Source organism: Rummeliibacillus sp. JY-2-4R, from assembly GCF_053847205.1.
Genome location: NZ_CM132623.1, coordinates 2,039,003 through 2,064,399, shown reverse-complemented (window position 1 = coordinate 2,064,399; position 25,397 = coordinate 2,039,003). Strand labels below are relative to the sequence as shown.

Below are 25,397 nucleotides of genomic sequence, written 5' to 3'. Positions count from 1 at the left end.
ACCTAGCTTTGATCGAGGGGGTTTATAAATGAAAGTTTCTTTATTTGCAACATGTATTGTTGATATGTTTCAAACAGATGTAGGAAAAGCAACTGTTGAACTACTTGAAAGATTAGGATGCGAAATTGTCTTTCCATCTGGCCAAGTTTGTTGTGGACAACCTGCATATAACTCAGGTTATGTCAAAGACGCAAAAGAACCAATGAAGAAAATGATTGATACTTTTCTAGATGCTGAGGTGATTGTGACACCCTCTGGCTCTTGTGCATATATGTTCAAAGAATATCCAAAAGTATTTAAAGATGATCCAATCTATTATGATAAAGCCAAAAAAGTAGCTTCTAAAACTTATGAATTAACAGATTTTATCGTTAATGTTTTAAAAGTGGAAGAAGTAGGTGCGAAATTAGAAGGAAAAGCTACATATCACCCTTCATGTCATATGACTAGACTTTTAGGAGTTTCAGAATCTCCTAAAAAGCTTTTGAATAATGTTGAAGGACTTGAAATGGTCGAATTACCTAATAGCTTTAATTGCTGTGGATTCGGTGGTACATTCTCTGTAAAAATGGGCAATATCTCTGAACAAATGGTAGATGAAAAAGTAAATAGTACGCTTGAAACTGGTGCAACTTACTTAATCGGTGCAGATGGGGGTTGCTTGATGAATATCGGTGGTCGAATGCAAAGACGAGGAGAAAATGTTAGAGTCATGCATATTGCAGAAGTACTAAACCACCATTAAAGGGGCGAATATTATTGTCTATTCAATATAATAACCATAAATTCAAAGAAAATGTTGAAGAAAATTTACAAAACTCTTTTATGAGAGGTGCGGTTGTCTCTGCACAAAATCGACTTCGTGCTGGACGAATAGCAGCTGCAGATGAATTAGGCGATTGGGAAGAATGGAGAAATCATGCAGAAGAAATTCGCCAGCATGTATTAAATAATCTCGATTATTATCTAAATGAATTAGCCGAAAATGTAGAAAAGGCTGGAGGTAAAGTATTTTTTGCTAAAACCGCAGAGGATGCTACAGCGTATATACAAGAAGTCGTAAGAGCTAAAGATGCAAAAAAGATTGTAAAATCTAAATCAATGGTAACAGAAGAAATTAGCTTAAATGAAGCACTTGAAGAAGCAGGTTGCACAGTTGTTGAAACAGATCTAGGTGAATATATTTTGCAAATTGATAATCATGATAAGCCTTCACATATTGTTGCACCTGCACTACATAAAAATGCAAGTCAAGTAAAAGAGGTATTTGTAGATAAGCTAGGTTACAATCCGAACAAATCTGCAGAAGCCGGGGATTTAGCAAGGCATGTTCGTACCACATTGCGAGATGAATTTTTGACAGCAGATGTTGGAATCACAGGTTGTAACTTTGCTGTTGCGGAATCAGGTTCTATTTGTCTTGTTACAAATGAAGGTAATGCGGGTATGGTTACAACAGTTCCCAAAACACAAATCACAGTGATGGGGATGGAAAGACTTGTACCCACTTTTGAGGAACTAGAAGTATTAGTCAATATGCTAACTCGAAGCGCGGTTGGTCAAAAATTGCCAAGCTATGTAAATGTCATTACTGGACCTCGAAAGCCTGACGAATCAGATGGACCAGAGGATTTTCATTTGGTGATCGTTGACAATGGCCGTTCTAGTATCTTGGGCACTGACTTCCAATCAATTTTACAGTGTATACGTTGCGGTGCATGCGTAAATGTTTGTCCTGTTTATCGACATATTGGTGGTCACTCATATAACTCCATTTACTCAGGTCCAATCGGTGCTGTGCTGACACCATTACTTGCAGGGTATGATGACTATAAAGAGTTACCTTATGCTTCCTCATTATGCGGAGCTTGTTCCGAGGCATGTCCTGTGAAAATCCCTCTTCATGAGTTACTGTTAAAACATCGTGAGCAAATAGTGGAAATAGAAGGAAAGGCGCCTATTTCTGAAGCGATGTTAATGAAGGCATTTAGTTTAGGGGGTTCTTCAAGTTCAATTTATGCGGCTGGTGCTAAAATCGCTTCTCGTATTGTTTCACCAATTGCCAAAAATAACAAAATTTCAAAAGGCCCTGGACCATTAAAAGCTTGGACTGAAATTCGTGATTTTCCAGCACCTAAAAAAGAACGATTTAGAGATTGGTTTAAAGAGCATGAAAAGGGAAGTGACAACGAATGATTCAACAGAAAGAAGCATTTTTAGAAACAATCGGTAACGCATTAGGTCGTCCTATCAATACAAAAGAAAAACCGCAACGTAATTGGAAGTACTCACCACAGAAAAATGGGTATGAAGGATGTTCGCAAGATGATTTAATTGAAATCTTGGAAGAACAATGTAAAAAGATTCATACGAATCTTGTCAAAACTACTTCAAGTGAACTACCTAATATACTTGATAAAATTGTAGAAAATTATGGTGGTGGCCCAATTTCTATGTGGCAGGACTCACGTTTTAATGAGTATCAATTACAATCTCTATATGAAGAAAAATGGCCAAGCCAAGGATATGAAGTTTCTTTATGGAAGCAAGAATTAGAAAGTAAGAACATTCTCAATGCCGAAAAAGCAAAAATCGGGATAACTTTCTCCGAATATGTCATAGCAGAATCAGGGACGGTTGTATTGTTTTCGAATCGCGAACATGGAAAATCTGTTAGTTTGTTACCAACAAGTTTTATCGCAATCGTAAACAGTAGCACTATCGTACCTCGTATGACACAAGTAGCAACAATCTTGAATTCGAGAGTTGAAGCAGGGGAAGTTTTACCATCAGCTATTGATTTTGTTTCAGGACCAAGTAATTCAGCTGATATCGAGATGAAATTAGTCGTTGGGGTTCATGGGCCGATTCATGCAACTTATATTATTTTAACTGATCAATAAGTAAACGAAAAATTGGTATTAAAACTTATGTATGTAGTATATTTGTTGCGAATAATCGCAAACTTTTGTACCATTAATAGCGTTGAAGTTTCTTCTATATAATAGGTGGATGATTAGATGAATTCGATTCTTTTTTATGATGGTGACTGTGGATTTTGCCAAAATTCCATTCGTTTTGTATTAAAAAATGAAAGAAAACCCATATTAAACTTTGCGCCGTTACAAGGAGAAATTGCAGCAAAATTATTACCAACTACTTTAACACATAACTTAGATACAGTTGTCGTATATCAGGATGGCCAATTACTGACAGAATCGAATGCAGTACTATTTATTACAAAAAATTTAAGATTTCCTTATTCATACTTATATTTTTTGAAAATAATCCCACTGCCAATACGAGATTATTTTTATAGGATAATTGCTCGAAATCGGTTTAAATTAACAAAGTCGAGAAATTCATGCCAAATTCCAGATGAAAAGGTACGAAAACGATTTCTTAGTTAGGGGTCATTCGAAAAACTTATCACAAAGTATAATATTAATGTTATTTACTTATGAATCTTTTTCGATTATGATTGGTTTTGGAGAAAAGTAGCTCAAATTTAAAGCCTTTTCATTAGTTTATTTAGAGGGGGAACCGAACAATGGCAAACAACAACTTGCATAACAGTCGCTCTTCTTTTGAAGTAAACGGTAAAACTTATAACTTTTATCGTTTAACTGCAATTGAAGAAGCTGGCGTAGCACAAGTTTCACGCCTTCCTTATTCAATCAAAGTATTATTAGAATCAGTATTACGTCAATATGACGGCTACGTAATCAAAGAAGAACACGTAGACAACTTAGCTAAATGGGGTAAAGACTCAGACGCAAACGCTGAAGTACCTTTCAAACCATCTCGCGTAGTACTTCAAGATTTCACTGGTGTACCAGTAGTAGTTGACTTAACATCTCTACGTACAGCAATGAAAGAAATGGGTGGCGACGCTAACGAAATCAACCCAGCTATTCCAGTTGACTTAGTAATTGACCACTCAGTACAAGTTGATAAATACGGTAATTCTTCTGCATTACAAGTTAACATGGATCTTGAATTCGAACGTAACGCAGAACGTTATAACTTCTTAAAATGGGCTCAAACAGCTTTCGATAACTTCCGTGCTGTACCACCAGCAACTGGTATCGTGCACCAAGTAAACTTAGAATACTTAGCACCAGTAGTTCACGTAAATGAAAATACTGATGGTACATTTGAAACATTCCCAGACTCAGTAGTTGGTACAGACTCACATACAACTATGATTAACGGTCTTGGCGTACTTGGTTGGGGCGTTGGTGGTATCGAAGCTGAAGCTGGTATGTTAGGTCAACCTTCTTACTTCCCAATTCCAGAAGTTATCGGTGTAAAACTAACTGGTAAACTTCCAAGTGGTACAACAGCTACTGACTTAGCTCTTAAAGTTACTCAAGAGTTACGTAAAAAAGGCGTTGTAGGTAAATTCGTTGAGTTCTTCGGACCTGGCGTACCTGCTCTTCCATTAGCTGACCGTGCTACAATCTCTAACATGGCTCCTGAATATGGTGCAACTTGTGGTTACTTCGCAATCGATGAAGAATCACTTAACTATATGCGTCTAACTGGCCGTGACGAAGAACACATCCAAGTTGTAGAAGCTTACTTAAAAGCTAACAACATGTTCTTTGACCCAGAATTAGAACCAACTTATACTGACGTATTAGAAATCAATTTAGCAGAAATCGAACCAAACCTTTCTGGTCCAAAACGTCCACAAGATTTGATTCCACTTTCTAACATGAAAAACCGCTACCATGAAGTAGTAGTTGCTCCAGCTGGTGTTCAAGGCTTTGGTTTAACTGAAGATGAATTCACTAAAACTGCAACTGCTAAATTTGCAGAAGGCGATGTAGAAATCCCAGCAGGTGCTGTTGGTATTGCTGCAATCACTTCTTGTACAAATACTTCAAACCCATACGTTTTAATCGCTGCAGGTCTTGTTGCGAAAAAAGCGGTTGAAAAAGGCTTAACTGTTCCTAAATGGGTTAAAACTTCATTGGCACCAGGTTCAAAAGTTGTTACTGGCTACTTAAATGAATCAGGTTTAACACAATACCTAGATACTCTTGGATTCAACACTGTAGGTTATGGTTGTACAACATGTATCGGTAACTCAGGTCCATTACTACCTGAAATCGAAGAAGCAATTAAATCAAACGATTTATTCGTAACTTCAGTACTTTCTGGTAACCGTAACTTCGAAGGTCGTGTACACCCATTAGTAAAAGCTAACTACTTAGCTTCACCACCATTGGTTGTTGCTTATGCATTAGCTGGTACTGTTGATGTTGATCTACGTAAAGATTCATTAGGTAAAGACAAAGATGGTAAAGATGTATTCTTCGATGATATCTGGCCATCAACTGACGAAGTAAATGCAGTTCTTTCTAAAGTTGTAACTCGTGAATTATTCCAAAAAGAATATGAAACAGTATTCAACGCTAACGAAAAATGGAATGCAATTGAAACATCAACTGATTCTTTATATACATTTGATGAAAAATCAACTTACATTCAAAACCCACCATTCTTCCAACACTTATCTGCTAAACCAGAAGATATTCAATCACTTTCTGGATTACGCGTGTTAGCTAAGTTTGGTGACTCAATTACAACTGACCACATCTCTCCTGCAGGTGCAATCGGTAAAGATACTCCTGCTGGTAAATACTTACGTGAAAACGGTGTAGAACCACGTAACTTTAACTCATACGGTTCTCGTCGTGGTAACCACGAAGTTATGATGCGCGGTACATTTGCTAACATCCGTATTCGTAACCAAATCGCTCCAGGTACAGAAGGTGGTTTCACTACTTACTGGCCAACAGGCGAAGTTGAATACATTTATGATGCAGCAATGAAATATGCTAAAAACAGCACTGGTTTAGTAGTTCTTGCTGGTAAAGACTATGGTATGGGTTCTTCTCGTGACTGGGCAGCTAAAGGTACTAACCTTCTAGGTGTTAAAACAGTTATCGCTGAATCTTACGAACGTATCCACCGTTCTAACTTAGTTATGATGGGTGTTCTTCCATTACAATTTGTTGATGGTGACAACGCTGAATCTCTAGGTTTAACTGGTGAAGAAACATTTGCAGTTAACATCGCTGAAGGCGTTAAACCTCGCGATATCTTAACTGTAACTGCAACTGCTAAAGATGGTTCTACTAAAGAATTCAAAGCACTTGCTCGTTTCGATTCAGAAGTAGAAGTAGATTACTACCGTAACGGCGGTATCCTACAAATGGTATTACGTAACAAATTATCAAAATAAGTTTATTCATTTGAAACTTTTCATACATGTGCACAATAATGTGCACATGTATTTTTTTTGTAAAAAAACGAAACTAAAGTAGTATCTATGATATATTTATAATGGTGGACCAATTTTACTATATAAAAATATGAGGTGATGAAAGAAAATGATCGACATACATATGAAAGGAAAAAGAAAGTTTTTGTATTCTGCATGCTGCCTTCTATCCATCAGTTTGTTTACTGTGCAAGCCAATGCAGAAGGGGAAGAAAAGGGAACAACTATAGAAACACCAATAGAATCAAGCGAAGACAATAGTTCAAATGATACAACCAATTCGAATGATAATAACAATGAAAATCCAATTTCAATAGAAAATGGTAATAATAATCAAAATCATGTGATATCAGATTTCGCTAAAATTAGTTTAGATACGGAACTTTTCAGTCCGGAAACTTTAAAACCTTCTAAGGTAAAGTTGCCAGCATGTGAAATTACATATCATGTTAAACAATCAACAAATGAAGATTATTATGAGATGGAAATTGGGGGAAACACATACTGGATTAAAGCAGAAGGTCTACAACCATCTTCTGAACAACAAACAAAGTTAACTAAGAATCGAAAACTTAAAATAACATCAAAAAGTAATTTCAAAATCTATTCAAAGAACAATTTGAAATCAACTATTTTGCTGGAAGGTACAACACCTACATCTTTTGAAGTGTTAGACGTAGTTGATAATTTTTATGTCGTTTCTGTAGCGGGGGTAAAAGGGTATATTCCATTCAGTCAAATAAATATTACGTATAAGAAAAACAGTAACGTTGAAGTTGCGACAAGCTCTGTTAAAATGTATAAAATTGTTAGCGGAAAATACAAATCTGTAGGCACATTAGTTGATGGAACAGTTGTAAAGGTCGCTAAATCAACGACATCTTATCATATTATTCAAGTAGGCAGTCAATCCTACGCAATCACAAAAAATGGTACAATTCCAACTGAAAAGTCTGCATCACTTAAATCGCTTGTGAAGGAAACTTATCCAGTTACTTTACAAGTTGGTACAACAAACTCTGTTTATTCTTCATCTGGAAAGAAAATTGGTACCATTTTTAAAGGTCAAGTCGTATCACTGAAAGCTTTAAAAGGCGATCAAGGAATTATCGATTTTATGGGGAAATCAGGTTATGTAAACTTAAAATATTTTAACCATTCGAATATGGTGAACGGAAGCAAGAATATCACATATGGGATGTATAACTATTACGTTCGAGTAATTGCACAACTATACCCTGAGTTTACAAAAGTAGAGAAAATCGGTGAGTCAGTACAAGGAAGATCAATCTATGCGCTACGAGTAGGGAATGGCAAAAAAGAGATTTTAATGGATGCTGCACTCCACGCAAGAGAACATATGACGACAAACGTCTTAATGGAAATGATTGATACGTATACAGAATCTTACCGCAAAAATTCTAAGTATGCAGGATATAATGTGAAAAGTACGTTAGATAAAACAAGTATTTGGTTTGTACCTATGATGAATCCAGATGGGGTAACATTAGTACAAAAAGGGTTAAGTGGGATAGATTCAAAATATAGAACAACTCTTAAAAAATATAATCAAGGAAGTACTAATTTTAATCGTTGGAAAGCTAATGGTCGAGGCGTAGATTTAAACCGTAATTTCGATGGGATATGGAAATATCTTGCCGCAACGCCTAAATCGTATATGAACTATAAAGGACCAAGTGTTTTCTCAGAACCTGAATCCAAAGCATTAAAAGCCTTTGTTGAACGTCATCATTTCAAGACCAATCTGTCCTATCATTCATCTGGACAAATTGTCTATTGGTTTAATTTTCAAACAGGATCAAATCGTACAAGAGATTTGAATTTAGCAAAAAGTGTAGCAAGAATTACAGGGTATTCAGTTGTACCACCATTATACTATAGAGGTTCAGGATCCTCTGCAGATTGGTTTATCCTAAATCAAAAGAAACCTGGCTTAACTATAGAAATCGCACCTTACGCAGGAAATGGTCCAGTTCCACATAGTTATTGGAGTAGTGTATGGAATAAAAACAAAACAATCGGTTTATTTGGAGCGAACGAAGCAAGTAAAAGATAATAAATTCAATTAAATATAATTTTAGTGACCTTCAATGATTTGAACAAAAATTATTGAAGGTTTTTTATAACATAGAAAGGCGAAAATGAAAATGGTGTCTATCCACTTGTCGCAGGTTTTTTAAGATTGTACAATTGCTTTTTAACAAAATTTTGATGTGGCTTGTAGTCAAAAATTTTTGAGTTGGAATTAGAGCAGGCCCCTGAAACGGTAAAATAGAAGTATATTTATATTAAAATTTTGACTGGAAACTATGGTGAAGATTAGTACTCTCAATATTACACCCGATTAGCATAAAAATAGTTCTTAGTTGCACATATTAGCGAGCAGATAGAATTCCTATGGATGGAATTATTTTTACTTATCCGACATTTGAAATACAACTCAAAAATTCGATATACTTAAGGATGAGGTGAACAAAATGTTTGTGAGCGAAAAAGAAATAGAAATACGATATGCAGAAACTGACCAAATGGGCGTAGTCTATCATGCGAATTACGTAATTTGGATGGAAGTAGGTAGAACACAACTAATTAAAGACCTAGGTTTTTCAGTAACAAAATTAGAAGCAGAAGGTTATGTTTCACCTGTCATGAATGTAAATGTGAGCTATAAAGCATCATTAAGATATGGGGAAAAAGCCATTATTCGTACTTGGATCAAATCACAAGATCGACTAAGGACCGTATACGCATATGAGATATTACATACAGATGGTACAATCGCTGCAACTGCAACATCAGAACATATTATTGTAAAAAAAGAGAATTTCCGACCAGTAGCATTAGAACGTGTTGACAAAGAATGGTATAACAAATACCTGGAAGAAGCAGAAAATACAAAATAACATGCAAAACAAAAAGCATGCCAAATTTGCATGCTTTTTGTATGTATGTTATTTATATTCGTAGCTAAGTTCTTCGCTATCTTGGTCATAGTCAACATATAAATCATGGTCATTAAAAAACCATCGATCATCTTCTTCAATATAGAAGGTCACTTCATTGATAATAACTTGTACAGTAGGATTCATTGGTTCATCTTTACTCATACCGAGCGAAAATCCTTCATGAAAAGGATTAGAACCTCCGTATCGTGCGTAAAAACGAACAAAATCACCAGACTTGACACTCATTTCATCTAAAAACCATTTATAAGCTTGATCCGTAATATGAATGTTCATATGAACTCTCCCTTTTTACTAAATCCATTTAACTTTTGGCTCAGTTCCATTTTTAATTCGTGAAATATTAGAACGATGACGATAAAAGATAAAGACTACAATGACTGTAATAATGATTAATAGTAAATATTCATGTGCGGTAAATGCATAAATTAATGAATAAATGAAAGCTACTACTGCAGCAAACATCGATGCAAGACTCACCATTTTGTATACTTTTAGACAAAGTAGAAATGCTATAATCAATAACACGAAAACGGGCCAATGATAACCTAGTACCAAACCTGCTGAAGTTGCAACTGCTTTACCACCACGAAAACCAGCAAAAATGGGAAACATATGACCAAAAACTGCAACAATCCCTGCAATAAGAGGATGTACGCCACTGTTTGAAAAGACTGCTAAAGTTGGTAAAAGGGTTGCGACTGTACCTTTTAAAATATCCATTAACGTTACAACAATCCCTGCTTTTTTTCCAAGAACACGGAATGTGTTGGTTGCACCTAAGTTGCCACTACCGAACTTGCGGATATCTGTTTTATAAAATATTTGGCCAATCCATAGCCCTGAAGGAATCGATCCTATTAAGTAGGCTATAACCAAAACAAGAATAATATCCATAAAAAACTCCCTCTTACTTTTTAGTAGTTGGTACTATTATATTGTACTAATAGTTTATCATGAATTCAGTAGAATACACAATCAACAATTTTTTTGTCCGAATTAATCATATTCTTATTTTCCTTTCAATTCAACGTTTGATACAATAAATGCTGAATATATATAAAATGCAAGAAGTTGACAGTTTCGATTATTGTGTTTAATATGAATTAAAGTAGAACGGGTGTTTGTATTTAGGGGGAATTTTTTTGACAAGTAAACAGACAATCACGTCTTACAATGAAGATGATATTCAAGTATTAGAAGGGCTAGAAGCTGTTCGAAAACGTCCAGGTATGTATATTGGTTCAACGGATGGTAGAGGTTTACACCACCTCGTTTATGAAATCGTTGATAATGCTGTGGATGAAGTGTTAGCTGGCTTTGGATCTCATATCATTGTAAAAATACACGCTGATCAAAGTATTAGCGTTCGTGACTATGGACGAGGTATGCCTACTGGTATGCACAAAACTGGAAAGCCTACTCCAGAAGTAATTTTCACCATCCTTCATGCAGGTGGTAAATTTGGACAAGGTGGCTACAAAACAAGTGGTGGTTTACACGGTGTAGGTGCATCAGTAGTTAATGCGCTTTCATCATGGCTTGAAGTAATTATCTATCGTGATGGTAATAAGTATCGTATGCGTTTTGAAAATGGTGGTAAACCAGTTACCACGTTAGAGAAAATAGGTTCTACAAAAGAGACGGGTACATTTATACATTTCAAACCTGATGAAACAATATTCTCCACTACAAAATATAATTTTGATACATTAGCTGAACGCTTACGTGAATCAGCGTTCTTATTAAAGGATTTGAAGATTGAACTAATCGAAGAAGCTACAGAACGACATGAAGTCTATCATTACGAAAATGGTATTGAAGCTTTTGTTGCTTACTTAAACGAAGAAAAAGACAATCTTCATCCGGTAAAGTATCTTGAAGGTGAACAAGATGAAATTGAAGTTGAATTTGCTTTTCAATTCAATGATGGCTATTCAGAAACAATTTTATCATTCGTCAATAATGTTCGAACTCGTGATGGTGGAACGCATGAAACAGGTGCAAAAACAGCAATGACTCGTGTGTTTAATGACTATGCGCGAAAAATTGGTCTGTTAAAAGAAAAGGACAAAAACCTAGATGGTTCTGATATCCGAGAAGGGCTAGCTGCTATTATATCTGTCCGAATACCTGAGCATTTATTGCAATTTGAAGGGCAAACAAAAGGTAAATTAGGTACATCAGAAGCTAGAAGTTCTGTTGATGCGGTGGTTTCTCAGAAATTGATGTACATTTTAGAAGAAAATGCCGAACTTAGTGCATCACTTGTCCGTAAAGCAATTCGTGCACAACAAGTTCGAGAAGCAGCACGAAAAGCAAGAGAAGATGCTAGAAATGGCAAAAAATCAAAAAAACAAAGTACCATTTTATCTGGTAAATTGACACCTGCACAATCAAAAAATGCAGCAAAAAATGAATTATATCTCGTCGAAGGTGATTCAGCTGGTGGTTCTGCAAAACAAGGTCGCGATCGAACTTTCCAAGCAATATTGCCACTACGAGGTAAAGTCATCAATACAGAAAAAGCAAAACTACAAGATATTATGAAAAACGAAGAAATTTCAACAATCATCCATGCTGTTGGCGCTGGTGTAGGGTCTGATTTCAATGTGGAAGATGCTGCATATGACAAAGTTATTATCATGACCGATGCCGATACGGATGGTGCACACATCCAAGTCTTACTTTTGACATTCTTCTTCCGCTATATGAGACCTCTTGTTGAAGCGGGAAAAGTATATATCGCACTACCTCCTCTTTACAAAGTATCTAAAGGAACCGGAAAAAAAGAAGTAATCGAATATGCTTGGACAGAAAAAGACCTTCAACAAGCGATTAAAAAAGTTGGAAAAGGTTATACATTACAACGCTATAAAGGTCTTGGTGAAATGAATGCGGATCAACTTTGGGATACGACGATGAACCCTGAAACTCGTACATTAGTACGTGTTAAAATCAATGATGTTGATCGTGCAGAAAAAGGTGTAGCAACACTAATGGGTGATAAAGTAGAGCCAAGACGTAAATGGATTGAATCCCATGTCGACTTTGGGCTTGAAGAAGATAACAATATCTTAGAAAGTGAATTTATACACCAAGAAGAGGAGGAGCTTAAATGACACAGTCAGAGAATTTCCAAGACTTGCCTTTAGAGGAAGTCATCGGTGATCGTTTTGGGCGGTATAGTAAATACATTATTCAAGACCGCGCTCTTCCTGATGCAAGAGATGGACTGAAACCCGTGCAACGACGTATTTTATATGCGATGTTCATGGAAGGAAATACACATGATAAACCATTTAGAAAATCTGCTAAAACAGTAGGTAATGTAATCGGTAACTATCATCCACATGGTGATAGTTCTGTTTATGAAGCAATGGTTCGAATGAGCCAAGATTGGAAAGCACGTCATATGCTTATAGAAATGCATGGTAACAATGGTTCTGTTGACGGTGATCCTCCAGCTGCTATGCGTTATACGGAAGCAAGATTATCGACCATCGCTGCTGAAATGCTTCGAGATATCCAAAAAGAAACAGTTGATCTTGTCCCCAATTTTGATGACCAAGATATGGAACCTACTGTACTACCTTCACGGTTCCCAAACCTTTTAGTGAACGGTTCTACGGGGATTTCTGCAGGATATGCGACAGATATTCCACCGCATAATTTAGCTGAAGTATTAGATGCCGTGTTTATGCGTATGAAAAATCCAAATGCCACAGTAGAGGAATTAATGACTGTAATTAAGGGTCCAGATTTCCCGACAGGTGGTATAATTCAAGGGATTGATGGCATTAAAAAAGCATATGAAACGGGACGCGGTAAAATCATTGTTCGTGCAAAAGCTGAAATCGAACAAATAAAAGGTTCCAAAGAGCAAATTATAATCACTGAGATTCCTTATGAAGTGAATAAGGCAAACCTTGTGAAGAAGATTGATGAAATGCGTCTAGATAAGCGATTAGAAGGGATTGCAGAAGTGCGAGATGAATCGGATCGCACAGGTTTACGTATTGTTATCGAACTGAAAAAAGAAATAAGCGGAGAACCAATTCTAAAATATTTATTAAAAAATACCGACCTTCAAGTCACATATAATTTCAATATGATTGCGATTTATAATCGTCGTCCAACGATGATGAGCTTGCCACTTCTCTTAGATGCATATATCTCACATCAAAAAGAAGTTGTGATTAGACGTTCTAGATTTGACTTAAAAAAAGCAAAAGATCGTTTACATATTGTAGAAGGCTTAATGAAAGCTTTATCGATATTAGATGAAGTTATAGCAACAATACGTGCATCAAAGGATAAAAAAGATGCAAAAACGAATTTACAACAAAAATTTGCCTTTACTGAAGTACAAGCTGAAGCAATCGTTTCATTACAATTATATCGATTAACTAATACTGATATTACAGAATTGAGAAATGAACAAAAAGAGCTTGAGGATAAAATTGTTGAGCTTCAAAGTATATTAGATAGTGATGCGAAATTGGTAAAAGTATTGCTAAAAGAATTACAAGATGTTCGTAAGCGTTTTGAAGAACCTCGACGATCCATAATTGAAGATGAAATTGAAGATATAAAAGTGGATCTAGAAGTACTAATACCAAGTGAAGATGTGGTCGTAACCGTTACCAAAGATGGTTATGTGAAACGTACAAGTATTCGTTCATACAATGCGTCAAATGGTAAGGATTTTGAAATGAAAGAATCTGACCACCTATTGTACGAAGAAACGCTTAATACCCAACAACATTTATTGTTATTTACAGATAAAGGCCATTATATTTTCCAACCAATTCATGAATTACCTGATATTCGTTGGAAAGACTTAGGTCAACATATTTCAAGTATTGTGCCAATTGATGCAGATGAAAATATTATTAATGCATGTGGCGTTACTGATTTTAATGCAGAAAAATTTGTCTTAACAATTACAAAGAATGGACAAATCAAACGGACTGCATTAGCTGATTTCCTTGTCCAACGATACACAAAACCGCTTAAAATGATGAATATTAAAAAAGATGATCTCGTTATTTTTGCAGATATTGTTGAGGAAAATATTGAATTATTCTTAACATCTTACTGCAGTTACTCCATTCGCTTTAAGTTAAGTGAAGTACAAGTTACAGGAACTAAAACTGCTGGTGTCAAAGCGATGAATTTAAAGGATGACGACTATATTAAAGCTGCAAACGCAATTCCTGAGAACCATAAAGGGAAAGTGATGGTTGTCACACATCGTGGGGCAGTTAAGAAAATGGCTTTAGATGAAGTAGAGACTGGAAATCGTGCTCTTCGTGGCGTATTAATACTCCACGAATTAAAGAAAAACCCACACCGAATCTTTACAGTTGTATATGTAGAAGCAGGAGAAGGTATTGAAGTAACAACTGAAAAAGGTGTTCAAGAAGAGTTACGTGAAAGCCAATATCGCTTAGCAGACCGATTCTCAAACGGATCATACGCAGTGGACGTTACAACTGACGGGGATATCGTACATGTTCAAAAGCTACCAGTGGTTGAAAACGAAAAGTAATTTAAATAAATAGTAGTCTAAATATATATATAATGGATTCAATATCTTAAAGATATTTATAATTAAAAAACACGTAATCGACATATTTTAACGTCAATTACGTGTTTTTTTAGTTCTTAAAAAGTTATTTCATTAATTGCATGTAAGAATATCTAACATAAATGCAAAAAAGCCAGAAAATTATATTGACTATACAAATTTAACGTGTAAAATATAAATTAATAACATATATGTTATAAAACCTAACATATAATTGTTAATTTATATGACATCAATAAAAGGGGATGGTTACATGGATGCAACTTATCTAATGAATAGCTTGTGGACGATGGTTGGTGCAATTTTAGTTATCTTAATGATTGGTGGTTTTATATTATTAGAAGCTGGTTCCACAAGAATGAAAAATGCTGGTCACGTTGCAGGTAAAACAATTTTCACTTTCGGTTTAGCCTCACTAGTATTTTGGGCAGTAGGTTATGGTTTGATCTTTGGTAGTAATGCAAACTTCTTTGTAGGAATGACAGACTTTTTCTATTCTGGTGGATTAGATAAAGAAGCAGGACTTGCTACAACCGTTTTCTTCGTATTCCAATTAGCGTTTGCTGCAATCTCCGTAACAATCGCACTAGGTGGTTTTGCAGAACGTGCAAAATTTTCTGCCTATGTCGTATTCACTATTTTATTTAGCATTCTTGTATATCCGGTTGTTGCTCACTGGATTTGGGGTGGTGGCTGGTTAGCAGAACATGGTAAACAAGATTTTGCCGGTTCTACAGTCGTTCACTTAACAGGAGCAATGGCTGCTCTTGCTGCTACAGTTTTATTAAAACCTAGAATTGGTAAATTTAACAAAGACGGCTCAGCAAATAATATTGCAGGACACAACCAAGTTTATACTGCATTAGGGGTTCTCATTCTTTGGGTAGGTTGGTTTGGATTTAATGCCGGTAGTACGATTTCAGTAGATGGTGCATTCTTCGGTTTTGTTGCACTGAACACTAATTTGGCAGCTGGTGCTGGTGCAGTAGCAGCTACATTAATCTCTTGGGTTGTACTAGGTAAATCGGATATTCCAACCATTTTAAATGGTGCTCTTGCTGGTTTAGTTGCCATTACAGCATCTTGTGCATTTGTCGATGTGTGGGCATCTGTTGTGATTGGTTTTATCGCTGGTATTATTACATTCTATAGTGCTCGTTTTTTAGAAAAAAGAAAAATCGATGATCCGATTTTTGCTGTATCTGTACACGGTATTCCTGGTATTTGGGGTACCTTATCAACTGGTTTCTTTACAACAAAAGAGCTTGCTACTGTTGGAAAACCTGGATTATTCTATGGCGGCGGTTTTGAACAATTAGGTGTTCAATTCATGGGGGTGGCTGTTTCAGGATTATATGCATTTATGGTTTCCTTCGCAATTCTTTGGGTAATGAAGAAAGTTATGGGAGGAATTCGTGTAAGCGAGGAAGAAGAAATAATGGGGTTAGATATTAGTGAACACGGTAGTTATGGTTACCCTGAACAAATGAAGTTAAAAGAACAAGATGCAATCATTAGCCTTAACAAAACTCATATCAGTTCATAAGAATACGGTCTTTTATAATGAGGCTAGTTCTAAAAGGAAGTGCTTTTAATTGAACACTGGGGTGGTAACATATAATTCCATAAAAAATTGGAAGACGCAAAATATTAAGCAATATAAAAATAATATAAAAGAGTTAAATTTATTCCATGATCAAGTAATGAGAAAAGTGCTGCAGGTGGCGATTGAGAAGTTAAATTTGGGATTGCCACCTTGTAGTTTTTCATGGTTTGTGACTGGAAGCGGAGGAAGATTGGAGCAGGGATTTATCAGTGATCAAGATCATGGATTAATCTTTGCTGAGGATACAGTAAAATGTAACAACTATTTTTTAGCGCTTGGAGAGGAATTATCAAATGGTCTTGCCATTGTAGGGTATCCCTATTGCAAAGGAAATATTATGAGTTCCAATCCCATTTGGTGTAAATCAATTGATGCATGGGAAAAACAGCTACTTTCATGGATGGAATCTGAAAGCTTTGAAGCAATACGCTATTTACAAATTTTTTATGATGCTCGAATAATAGATGGAAAAGTTAATTTTATAGGACAATTAAAATCAATCATTTATGGCTATCATAAAAATCATCCAAATCTTATTAAACGATTTCTTGCAAATATTAGGCATGTGAAAAATGTTATCGGTCCATTCGGTCAAATTATAGTAGAACGATATGGTACCTACCAGGGGTTTATTGATCTGAAATATTCTGCATTTGTACCATACGTAAATGTTATTCGATTACTAGCTATTAAAGAAGGTTTACATGAAACTTCAACACTCTGTAGGATAAACACGCTAAATCAAATCCCGAAATACATGAATCTCCTTAATGATTGCGAAAGAAACTTTGATCATCTATTAAAATATCGATTAGAGCTTATAGAAGTGGAAAATTATACCGATACCCATTATTTAAATGTAGAGAAGCTTGAAAAACAAGAAAAGAGAAATCTTAAAAATGTTCTAAAAACTGGTATAAGATTGCATGATGATGTGATTGAGCTCATCGAAAAAGGGTGTTAAATATGGCATTTGAACCGTTTCAACAATTATTTAGATCCATACAAAAAAGACGATCCTTTGAAGGACTAGGGGAAGTGCAAAATGCACAGCAAATTGCATATTTAAGGAGAATGCAAAAAGAAATTCAGCCAGAAGAGGCACTTACTATTTCATTATCTGAGCTTAATGTAGTGGTATTTGATATTGAGAGTACTGGATTTTATCCAGATAAGGGTGATGAAATATTGTCTATAGGAGCAATTAAAATGACTGGTTCAACAATTCATACAGACCAAACATTTTATTCGCTTTTGCATATAGAAAAAGAAATTCCTGATCGAATAATCAAATTAACAAAAATTAAACATGAAGACATACGTAATGCTCCAAAGGCCTCCAATGTAATCCTAGACTTTCTGGAATTTTCAAATGATTCAACCTTAGTTGCACATCATGCAAATCATGAAAGAAATTTTATGAAGTATGCAAGCAATCGATTTTTTAAAATGCCGTTTAAACACCGCATTGTCGATACGACATTTTTATTTAAAATTGTTGAACGAAATTTAGATCTAGTAAAACTTGAGGATTATTGTTGCCATAACAACATTCCTATCATCAATCGGCACAATGCTTTAGGAGATGCGATATTAACCGCAGAACTATGGAGTATTTATATTGAAAAAGCAAGACAAATCGGTTGTGAAACTTTATCAGATGTGTACAATCGATTTTCAATGTTGCCATAAGAATCACTTTTTGTAGGTAATTCCTTACATTTTGGATAAAAATAAAATTTAATATTCACGTAATGGTTGAAATATTCATCAGCAAATTTTGTAATATTAATAATACTTAGAAATAAATTTATGTGAGCATAATTGTCCACTGTATTTCTTATTAATCCCATCACCTGTTGTATTTTCCTAGCTTATTCATGGAAATTTTCCAATTTTATTAGGAGATGAATCTAATTTATTCCCCTTATTATACCAACCCAAAACCTAAAATGTGCTCAAAAATGTGACATGTTTTTGAAATCATAGTAATTAATAAAATACGCACAATTCTATATTGTGTCATATTTTTTCTGTTTTATGCTATAATAATGTTATTACTATTTAATTTAAATAGTAAAAAAAGGAAAGGGAAGTGATGATTCTTTGTTAACCATTAATATTTACAGGGAGAATATGCACTATGTCGTAGAGTATATTACAAAAATGGGGAAAAATGTAGTTATGCATTCAAGGGATTCGCTTTATGAAAGTATTTATAAACTTGGACGTCTTATTCATATTAACAACGTCCATTTTCGAATTCCACAAGATTTAAGCCTTCCGTTATTATCTTTCCTATCGATTGAATATCCAGGAGAACTTTATGAACACAAAATCACGATTACCGATTAAGCCTCGCAGAATTGAGAACACAATGTTAAACAATTTATTACAGTAAACAGATGATCAACTGAAAGTTCGATCATCTGTTTTGTTTTCAATTCCTTCAATTTCCCCTTACCTCGAAAAACACGCAATTCAATTGACATAAAAATAGCAGAAAACTACAATTAATTTATTAGCAATTTTACTAATTGCTGAACAATTACTAATAAAATGTCAAAATAGATAATCTGTAGTGTAACTTATTAGAGGTGATCTTAGATGGGGAACAGTTTATTATCTATTGATTGGGATTATTTTATTTCGCTCGACAACGAAAATTGTGTATCAAGTATTGAAAATAAAAGAACAATTATTGATCTGTGGTATAAGAAATATTTGATCTTGAAAGCTCAAGGAAAAAATATACAACGAAGATTTTTTCTATCTACAGAAACTGAAAAATTTTGGAGTAAAATGAAACAAATATTTGAATTTGATTCACATATTGATGTATATGTCTCAGATTCACATGCATTATCATACAAAATCGCGAAAAAGTATGATTGTGCAGATGTGTACCTTTTTGATGCACATTCAGATTTAGGATATGGCGGACTTTCATCTCTTGATTTTGAAATCAATTGTGCTAACTGGCTTGGTAAATTGTTAAAAAATAAACAAGTTGATGAAGCACATATTATCTACGGTCCCTATACAGCAGAAAAACCTGAAAATTTCCAAGAAATGAATGAGCATTTTCATATTGATTATCCGAAAATAACCGATTTGCAAACGAAAACGAAAATTTCAGCCATTCATATCTGCCGCTCAGGTGCTTGGACACCACCTTGGTTAGATAAAAAGTTTGGAGATTTTATCCGTAGAATGGGTATTCCTTATAAAGTAATCGATTGCATTCCAAGGAAATGGAACCCTTTAGCCCTAACATATGCGGATGAAGTACAATATTTGATTCAATAATATAAAAAAATAAATTTTATTAACATTGGCATTTACCGCTTGATTTTTTAGGTAAATGTCTTTTTGTTTTTGCGCAAAATGTACCACTTTATGATTCTACTTTAAAAATATGATTGGAATGAAAGCGCTTTATTTTTTAATGAATTCAAAAAAGAACAAAACCCAAAAATTTTTTATTGAAAATGAATTGACAGTTTAAAAGAAATAATTTAGTATTAATTCCAGCATAAATAAAGTTGCTCTTATTAGTAACCGTTGAGACGAGGGGTCTAGGATACGGTGGCAAACCAGTCTGTTTTTTCAGATGTTGGGGCTCAACCTGAGCACAAAATGTACGAAGTTTTGTGAACGATAAGAGGATAAGCAGTTGATATCTATCGAAGCTTTCCTTCTAATGGTTGGAGAGCTTTTTTGCATGCTAAAAACCTTTTTTTAGTAGGAGAGGATAATATTGACTGAACAAACTTTATTTACATCGGAATTAGAATTAGTTGAAAGTATGAAAATTAATGTAAAACAAAAAGAAATTATTGAAAGCCCTTTTTCAAAGGCAACTGACAACATTTTGGGAAAGGGAGTTCAATCATGAATATTTTACAAGAACAATTCGCACCTACAGCAGAATCCATCGCACAAGAACGTATGCCACTATTTAATGCATTAGTTAAATATGCAAAATCAAATACCACTCCATTTGATGTGCCAGGGCACAAAATGGGTGCACAAGATAGCCCCTTAAAATATGTACTTGGCGAAATGGCAATGAAAATGGATGTTAATTCGATGAAAGAATTAGATCTTTTAAGTCATCCAGAATCCGTAATCAAAGAAGCACAACAACTTGCTGCAGATGCATTTGGAGCAGACCATGCATTTTTCTTAGTAAATGGAACAACTTCTGGAATTTTAGCCATGATTTTAGCAACATGTAAACCTAATGATGTGTTAATCGTGCCTCGTAATTGTCATAAATCTGTGATGAACGGACTTATCTTAAGTGGTGCAAAACCAGTCTTTATCGAACCAGAAGTAGATGTACATTTTGGTATATCACATGGTATTTCACTAAAAAACGTTGAAAAGACAATAGCAGCTTATCCAGAAGCAACAGCTATCTTGGTTACATATCCAACATACTTTGGGTCTATGAATGATTTACAAGCAATTTGTAAACTTGCTCATAAAAACGGTATGGCAGTAATCGTAGATAGTGCACACGGAGCTCATTTACCTTTTATGCCAGGAATGCTCGATCCAATTACTGCAGGAGCAGATATTGTTACAATGAGTATGCATAAAACAGGTGGATCCCTAACACAAAGTTCGATTCTACTATTAAATGAAGGCCGAATTTCAGCTAAAAAAATGCAAAAAACATTGAATATGTTACAAACAACAAGTGCCAATTACTTATTAATGAGTTCTTTAGATGTAGCAAGACATGACCTTGCATTGTACGGTTATGAACGTTTTAAAGCCTTAATTCCATTAGTAGAAAAAACAGTACGTGATATTGAACAAAATACATGTTTTGAAGTTTTAAAAAGCGACTATTTAAATCATCACTGTTCACAATCTCACGACTGGACGAAACTAGTCATTCGCGTTAATGATTGTGGCTTAACAGGTTTCGAAGTATATACATTGTTAAAAGAAAAGTATCAAATTCAAATGGAGCTAGCAGAAGGTTATGTTGTGATGGCTGTTATTACAACAGCTGACGATGAACGATCATTAAAAAAATTAGTATGGGCACTAAAAGATATCGATAAAGTTTATGGAGGCAAAAAGCCAATATACTCAACAAGCGTAACGCCAACTCATGCAAATAAATTAATGATCAGTCCTAGAGATGCACATTATGCAGAACATGAATTAGTTCCAATTGAAATGGCAAAAGGGAAAATTAGTGCTGATTTGTTAATGATTTATCCACCAGGTATCCCATTGGTAATTCCGGGTGAGCTAATATCAGAAGAAGTCGTTCAACAATACTATTATTACTGTGAAAACTTCGGGAATGTTCTCACTGAATCTGATTTAAAGCATCATATTACAGTTGTAAAAGAATTATAAAATAGAGTCAATTATAGATAAAAAGTGCAAGAATTATGCATCATGTATTACAATCAAACGCAATATGCAGGAGGAAATTTACATGCCACAAAATCCACTAAATGTCTCAACTTTCATCGGTTGTGATAATAATTATGAAGAATCAGAAGTAGTACTTTTCGGTATTCCATTTGACGGAACAACAAGCTTTAGACCTGGAACTCGTTTTGCCATGCAAGCAATTCGTCCAGACTCATATGGATTAGAATCATACTCTCCATATTTAGATCGTGACCTAGAGGATGTTGCAATTTATGATGGTGGGGATCTTGAATTACCACTTGGAAATACCGAAAAAACGATGAAAGAGATATTAGAGTTTACACGTTCAATTGTTGCGGATAACAAAAAATTCGTGATGGTTGGTGGCGAGCACTTGGTAAGTTTTCCAACAATCCAAGCAGCATTCGAAAAATACCCTAACTTGCATGTAATTCATATTGATGCACATACAGATTTACGAGAACATTATATGGGCGAAAAATTATCTCATGCATCCATCATTCGTCGTTGCCATGAATTTTTAGGAGACGGTCGTATTTTCCAATTTGGCATTCGCTCAGGTCTTAAAGAAGAATTTGAATGGTCAAAAGAACATACGTACATGGAACGTTTTACAATTGATACACTAGCAGAAGTTGTCAATGACTTAAAAGACCTTCCTGTGTATGTTACAATCGATTTGGATGTATTAGACCCAGGCACTTTCCCTGGCACAGGAACTCCTGAGCCAGGAGGCATTACGTATAAAGAATTGTTAAATGGTATAATGCAATTACAAAATTTAAACAATATCGTCGCTGCTGATGTTGTTGAATTATCACCACAATACGATCCAAGCGGTGCTTCTACAGCTGTAGCATGTAAAACAATTCGTGAAATGTTGTTAACTGTTAGTAAATAAGAAAATATTGAATAGACATGTATTAATCTAATTCATCATAAAGAAGTCAATCTAGGAGGGAAATTCTAGTTTGACTTCTTTTTTTCTTACATTCTATTTTGGTAGAAGTCAATTTTAAACCGCAACTGGAGAAAAATTATTCTGAAATTTTGTATTAAACCTACAATTAAATTAGTCATAATTATACATTATTAATATTTATGCATAACAATAATTCGATAAAGATATAGGGAAATTCCTATTTGTATAATATAAGGGAAAATAAGTATATAAATTACTTGAAAAATCTCAATGTTTAAGTGGTTTTATTTGATTTTTCATAAAATGGGTATTTTCTTTTTTTATATTTATGTTATTATATTCATAAATATTAATTTATGTTTATTCAGAATTTATTGGAGGAATTACAATGGTAAGTTGGCTCGATTTATATGACAATATGGGAGATTATTTAGCACCAAGCATGGCAAAAGATCATCCCAACCTACCTGTAGTAAAAGAAGAAGGATGCTATTACTACGGGGCAGACGGTAAAAAATATCTAGACTTTACATCAGGCATCGCTGTTGCGAACACGGGTCACCGTCATCCTAAAATCGTGCAAAGTATTAAGGACGCTGCTGATCAATTAATACATGGACCATCTGGGGTTATCATGTATGAATCAATATTAGAACTTTCTAAACAGCTTGGAGAAATCTTACCGGGAGATTTAGATTGTTTCTTCTATGGAAATAGCGGAACAGAGGCAATTGAAGGGGCATTAAAACTTGCGAAGTTCACAACACAGCGGCCATATGTTATTTCCTTCACAGGATGCTTCCACGGACGTTCAATGGGAGCGTTAGGTGTCACAACATCTAAAAGTAAATATCGCAAATTTATGCAACCATCACACTTGTCCTATCAAATTCCATATGCAAATGTGAAAGAAGCGCCTCAAGGTGTTGATCCAGTTGTATATGTAGTGGACAAACTTGAACATGATTTTGGCCAATTATTCAAGCATCAAGTTACACCTGAAGAGGTTGCCGCAGTTATTGTGGAACCAGTTTTAGGAGAGGGTGGTTATGTCATTCCACCTAAAGAATGGTTACAGAAAATTCGTGAAGTATGTGATCGTCATGGAATTTTGCTTATCTTCGATGAAGTTCAAACTGGATTTGGCCGAACAGGCGAATGGTTTGCCGCTCAAACATTTGGCGTAACACCGGATATTATGGCGATTGCAAAGGGGATTGCATCTGGGCTTCCTTTAAGTGCAACGGTTGCTAGCCATAAATTAATGGAAAAATGGCCAATTGGTTCACATGGTACAACTTTTGGCGGAAATCCAATTGCATGTTCAGTAGCTTTAACAACACTTGAAGTTTTCAAAGAAGAAAATTTAATTGAAAATTCAAAAGTCGTTGGTGCATATGCAGTTGAACAACTAAAAGCAATCCAAGAAAAATATGACTGCATTGGTGAAGTTCGTGCAACAGGCTTGATGATTGGTATTGATGTAATCGATCCTACAACGGGTCATGGTGATGGTAAAGCGCTTAAAGAAATTTTAGATTTGGCTCTTGTTGAGGGTGTCTTGTTCTACCTTTGCGGAAATGAGGGGGAAGTCATTCGAATGATTCCACCACTTACCATAACAAAAGAACAAATTGATGATGGATTGAACATGTTAGATCGAGCTTTAGAAAAATATACAACTAAGTAATTACACAAAAGGGAGTTTTTAATATGAAAATGAAAAAATGGTTTTTCGCAGCAACAGCAGTTTTAGCACTTTCACTTGCAGGATGTGGATCAAACGATTCAAATAAATCAGCTGATACTTCTAACAATACAAAACAAGACAAAGTATTAGTGATGGGTACTGCAGCAGACTATGCACCGTTTGAATATATCGATGCGAAAGTGTCAGATGACATCATTGGATTTGATGTTGATCTAGCAAAAGCAGTTACAGATAAAATGGGTTATAAATTACAAGTAAAAGATATGGAATTCAATAGTTTGATTCCAGCTCTTCAAGCAAAAAAAGTAGATTTCGTTTTAGCAGGTATGACACCAAATGCAGAACGTGATAAAGTAGTAGATTTCTCTCAATCTTACTATGATACAAAAGAATATATGCTAACTAAAAAAGGTAGTGGTATTAAAGCGGATGCTGATTTAGCAGGGAAAAAAGTAGGCGCGCAAACATCATCTATCCAAGAAGATTTAGCAAAATCATTAGCAAAACAAATCAAAGGTATTACACTTAGCAGTCGCGACCGTATCCCAGAATTAGTACAAGAAGTAAAACTCGGCCGTATTGATGCGTTAATTACTGAAGATATTGTAGCTGAAAATTATTTAAAACAAAACAAAGATTTAGAGTATTATGTAATACAAAACCAAGAAGACCAATCTAAAGCAGCAGCATTCCCAGAAGGAAGCAAATTAACTGCAGAGTTCGACAAAGCTTACGATGAACTTAAAAAAGAAGGAAAAGTTGACGAGTTAAAAGCTAAATGGTTTAAAATGAAATAGTTTTATATACCATAAATCAAAAACCTCATTTCTATTATGAAATGAGGTTTTTGTATGCTTTT

21 protein-coding genes are annotated in these 25,397 nt (G+C 34.9%); 19 read left to right on the top strand and 2 right to left on the bottom strand.

Translation table 11 applies throughout. The features are described from left to right. The first annotated feature begins 28 nt into the window (after positions 1 to 28). From ACWV26_RS09955 to ACWV26_RS09925, 7 genes are all read left to right on the top strand, one after another. A complete protein-coding gene (locus tag ACWV26_RS09955; protein ID WP_455894609.1) occupies positions 29 to 745 on the top strand; it encodes a (Fe-S)-binding protein in 717 nt (238 codons plus the stop codon). Positions 746 to 759: 14 nt separating this feature from the next. Beyond that, positions 760 to 2,196, top strand: coding sequence for a LutB/LldF family L-lactate oxidation iron-sulfur protein (locus ACWV26_RS09950; RefSeq protein WP_455894608.1), 1,437 nt, complete (start codon positions 760 to 762; stop codon positions 2,194 to 2,196). Next, the gene (locus tag ACWV26_RS09945; RefSeq protein WP_455894607.1) at positions 2,193 to 2,903 is read left to right on the top strand and encodes a LutC/YkgG family protein; all 711 of its coding nucleotides are present in this window, start codon (positions 2,193 to 2,195) and stop codon (positions 2,901 to 2,903) included. The genes ACWV26_RS09950 and ACWV26_RS09945 overlap by 4 nt, the downstream gene beginning before the upstream one ends. A gap of 117 nt (positions 2,904 to 3,020) precedes the next feature. Next, positions 3,021 to 3,410 (top strand): thiol-disulfide oxidoreductase DCC family protein, encoded by a 390-nt coding sequence (locus tag ACWV26_RS09940; RefSeq protein ID WP_455894606.1) that lies wholly within the window; start codon positions 3,021 to 3,023, stop codon positions 3,408 to 3,410. Positions 3,411 to 3,550: 140 nt separating this feature from the next. Continuing rightward, positions 3,551 to 6,256 (top strand): aconitate hydratase AcnA, encoded by a 2,706-nt coding sequence (gene acnA, locus ACWV26_RS09935; RefSeq protein ID WP_455894605.1) that lies wholly within the window; start codon positions 3,551 to 3,553, stop codon positions 6,254 to 6,256. A gap of 148 nt (positions 6,257 to 6,404) precedes the next feature. Continuing rightward, positions 6,405 to 8,372 (top strand): M14 family zinc carboxypeptidase, encoded by a 1,968-nt coding sequence (locus ACWV26_RS09930; RefSeq protein WP_455894604.1) that lies wholly within the window; start codon positions 6,405 to 6,407, stop codon positions 8,370 to 8,372. Positions 8,373 to 8,793: 421 nt separating this feature from the next. Further along, the gene (locus ACWV26_RS09925) at positions 8,794 to 9,219 is read left to right on the top strand and encodes an acyl-CoA thioesterase (protein WP_455894603.1); all 426 of its coding nucleotides are present in this window, start codon (positions 8,794 to 8,796) and stop codon (positions 9,217 to 9,219) included. Positions 9,220 to 9,267: 48 nt separating this feature from the next. Here ACWV26_RS09925 and ACWV26_RS09920 read toward each other — a convergent pair whose 3' ends face one another. Together ACWV26_RS09920 and plsY are read right to left on the bottom strand one after the other, a co-directional pair. Beyond that, positions 9,268 to 9,555: a HesB/YadR/YfhF family protein gene (locus tag ACWV26_RS09920; RefSeq protein ID WP_455894602.1), complete on the bottom strand. Its 288-nt coding sequence runs from the start codon at positions 9,553 to 9,555 to the stop codon at positions 9,268 to 9,270. Between the two features lie 18 nt (positions 9,556 to 9,573). Further along, entirely contained in the window at positions 9,574 to 10,176 is a 603-nt protein-coding gene (gene plsY / locus ACWV26_RS09915; RefSeq protein ID WP_455894601.1) for a glycerol-3-phosphate 1-O-acyltransferase PlsY, read from the bottom strand. A 248-nt stretch (positions 10,177 to 10,424) separates the two neighbouring features. Here plsY and parE point away from each other — a divergent pair, with 248 nt between their 5' ends. From parE to ACWV26_RS09855, 12 genes are all read left to right on the top strand, one after another. After that, positions 10,425 to 12,401, top strand: coding sequence for a DNA topoisomerase IV subunit B (parE, locus tag ACWV26_RS09910; RefSeq protein WP_455894600.1), 1,977 nt, complete (start codon positions 10,425 to 10,427; stop codon positions 12,399 to 12,401). After that, entirely contained in the window at positions 12,398 to 14,833 is a 2,436-nt protein-coding gene (parC, locus tag ACWV26_RS09905) for a DNA topoisomerase IV subunit A (RefSeq protein ID WP_455894599.1), read from the top strand. Before parE ends, parC begins: the two co-directional genes overlap by 4 nt. Before the next feature lie 292 nt (positions 14,834 to 15,125). Further along, positions 15,126 to 16,418 carry an ammonium transporter gene (locus tag ACWV26_RS09900; RefSeq protein WP_455894598.1) on the top strand — a complete coding sequence of 431 codons (1,293 nt, stop codon included), beginning with the start codon at positions 15,126 to 15,128 and terminating at the stop codon, positions 16,416 to 16,418. Between the two features lie 61 nt (positions 16,419 to 16,479). Further along, on the top strand, positions 16,480 to 17,442 hold the full coding sequence (locus tag ACWV26_RS09895; protein WP_455894597.1) for a DUF294 nucleotidyltransferase-like domain-containing protein: 963 nt from the start codon (positions 16,480 to 16,482) through the stop codon (positions 17,440 to 17,442). A 2-nt stretch (positions 17,443 to 17,444) separates the two neighbouring features. After that, the gene (locus ACWV26_RS09890; protein ID WP_455894596.1) at positions 17,445 to 18,170 is read left to right on the top strand and encodes an exonuclease domain-containing protein; all 726 of its coding nucleotides are present in this window, start codon (positions 17,445 to 17,447) and stop codon (positions 18,168 to 18,170) included. Positions 18,171 to 18,614: 444 nt separating this feature from the next. Next, on the top strand, positions 18,615 to 18,833 hold the full coding sequence (locus tag ACWV26_RS09885; protein WP_455894595.1) for a hypothetical protein: 219 nt from the start codon (positions 18,615 to 18,617) through the stop codon (positions 18,831 to 18,833). A 252-nt stretch (positions 18,834 to 19,085) separates the two neighbouring features. Then, positions 19,086 to 19,787 carry an arginase gene (locus ACWV26_RS09880; RefSeq protein ID WP_455894594.1) on the top strand — a complete coding sequence of 234 codons (702 nt, stop codon included), beginning with the start codon at positions 19,086 to 19,088 and terminating at the stop codon, positions 19,785 to 19,787. A 451-nt stretch (positions 19,788 to 20,238) separates the two neighbouring features. Beyond that, a complete protein-coding gene (locus ACWV26_RS09875) occupies positions 20,239 to 20,376 on the top strand; it encodes a hypothetical protein (protein WP_455894593.1) in 138 nt (45 codons plus the stop codon). Beyond that, the gene (locus ACWV26_RS09870; RefSeq protein WP_455894592.1) at positions 20,373 to 21,863 is read left to right on the top strand and encodes an aminotransferase class I/II-fold pyridoxal phosphate-dependent enzyme; all 1,491 of its coding nucleotides are present in this window, start codon (positions 20,373 to 20,375) and stop codon (positions 21,861 to 21,863) included. The genes ACWV26_RS09875 and ACWV26_RS09870 overlap by 4 nt, the downstream gene beginning before the upstream one ends. 82 nt (positions 21,864 to 21,945) lie before the next feature. Continuing rightward, on the top strand, positions 21,946 to 22,806 hold the full coding sequence (gene speB, locus ACWV26_RS09865; RefSeq protein WP_455894591.1) for an agmatinase: 861 nt from the start codon (positions 21,946 to 21,948) through the stop codon (positions 22,804 to 22,806). 409 nt (positions 22,807 to 23,215) lie between these two features. Beyond that, complete coding sequence (locus tag ACWV26_RS09860; protein WP_455894590.1) at positions 23,216 to 24,517, top strand: aspartate aminotransferase family protein; 1,302 nt, start codon at positions 23,216 to 23,218, stop codon at positions 24,515 to 24,517. 29 nt (positions 24,518 to 24,546) lie between these two features. Continuing rightward, entirely contained in the window at positions 24,547 to 25,335 is a 789-nt protein-coding gene (locus ACWV26_RS09855) for a transporter substrate-binding domain-containing protein (RefSeq protein ID WP_455898220.1), read from the top strand. The last annotated feature ends 62 nt before the right edge of the window (positions 25,336 to 25,397 follow it).

Excerpts from the sequence above, each read along its gene's own strand:
- ACWV26_RS09925 (WP_455894603.1), top strand. The coding sequence starts at position 8,794 with ATGTTTGTGAGCGAAAAAGAAATAGAAATACGATATGCAGAAACTGAC.
- ACWV26_RS09885 (WP_455894595.1), top strand. The coding sequence starts at position 18,615 with ATGCACTATGTCGTAGAGTATATTACAAAAATGGGGAAAAATGTAGTT.
- ACWV26_RS09930 (WP_455894604.1), top strand. The coding sequence starts at position 6,405 with ATGATCGACATACATATGAAAGGAAAAAGAAAGTTTTTGTATTCTGCA.
- ACWV26_RS09920 (WP_455894602.1), bottom strand. The coding sequence starts at position 9,555 with ATGAACATTCATATTACGGATCAAGCTTATAAATGGTTTTTAGATGAA.
- ACWV26_RS09945 (WP_455894607.1), top strand. The coding sequence starts at position 2,193 with ATGATTCAACAGAAAGAAGCATTTTTAGAAACAATCGGTAACGCATTA.
- acnA (WP_455894605.1), top strand. The coding sequence starts at position 3,551 with ATGGCAAACAACAACTTGCATAACAGTCGCTCTTCTTTTGAAGTAAAC.
- speB (WP_455894591.1), top strand. The coding sequence starts at position 21,946 with ATGCCACAAAATCCACTAAATGTCTCAACTTTCATCGGTTGTGATAAT.
- ACWV26_RS09890 (WP_455894596.1), top strand. The coding sequence starts at position 17,445 with ATGGCATTTGAACCGTTTCAACAATTATTTAGATCCATACAAAAAAGA.
- ACWV26_RS09900 (WP_455894598.1), top strand. The coding sequence starts at position 15,126 with ATGGATGCAACTTATCTAATGAATAGCTTGTGGACGATGGTTGGTGCA.
- ACWV26_RS09855 (WP_455898220.1), top strand. The coding sequence starts at position 24,547 with ATGAAAAAATGGTTTTTCGCAGCAACAGCAGTTTTAGCACTTTCACTT.
- parC (WP_455894599.1), top strand. The coding sequence starts at position 12,398 with ATGACACAGTCAGAGAATTTCCAAGACTTGCCTTTAGAGGAAGTCATC.
- plsY (WP_455894601.1), bottom strand. The coding sequence starts at position 10,176 with ATGGATATTATTCTTGTTTTGGTTATAGCCTACTTAATAGGATCGATT.
- ACWV26_RS09955 (WP_455894609.1), top strand. The coding sequence starts at position 29 with ATGAAAGTTTCTTTATTTGCAACATGTATTGTTGATATGTTTCAAACA.
- ACWV26_RS09860 (WP_455894590.1), top strand. The coding sequence starts at position 23,216 with ATGGTAAGTTGGCTCGATTTATATGACAATATGGGAGATTATTTAGCA.
- ACWV26_RS09870 (WP_455894592.1), top strand. The coding sequence starts at position 20,373 with ATGAATATTTTACAAGAACAATTCGCACCTACAGCAGAATCCATCGCA.
- ACWV26_RS09940 (WP_455894606.1), top strand. The coding sequence starts at position 3,021 with ATGAATTCGATTCTTTTTTATGATGGTGACTGTGGATTTTGCCAAAAT.
- ACWV26_RS09880 (WP_455894594.1), top strand. The coding sequence starts at position 19,086 with ATGGGGAACAGTTTATTATCTATTGATTGGGATTATTTTATTTCGCTC.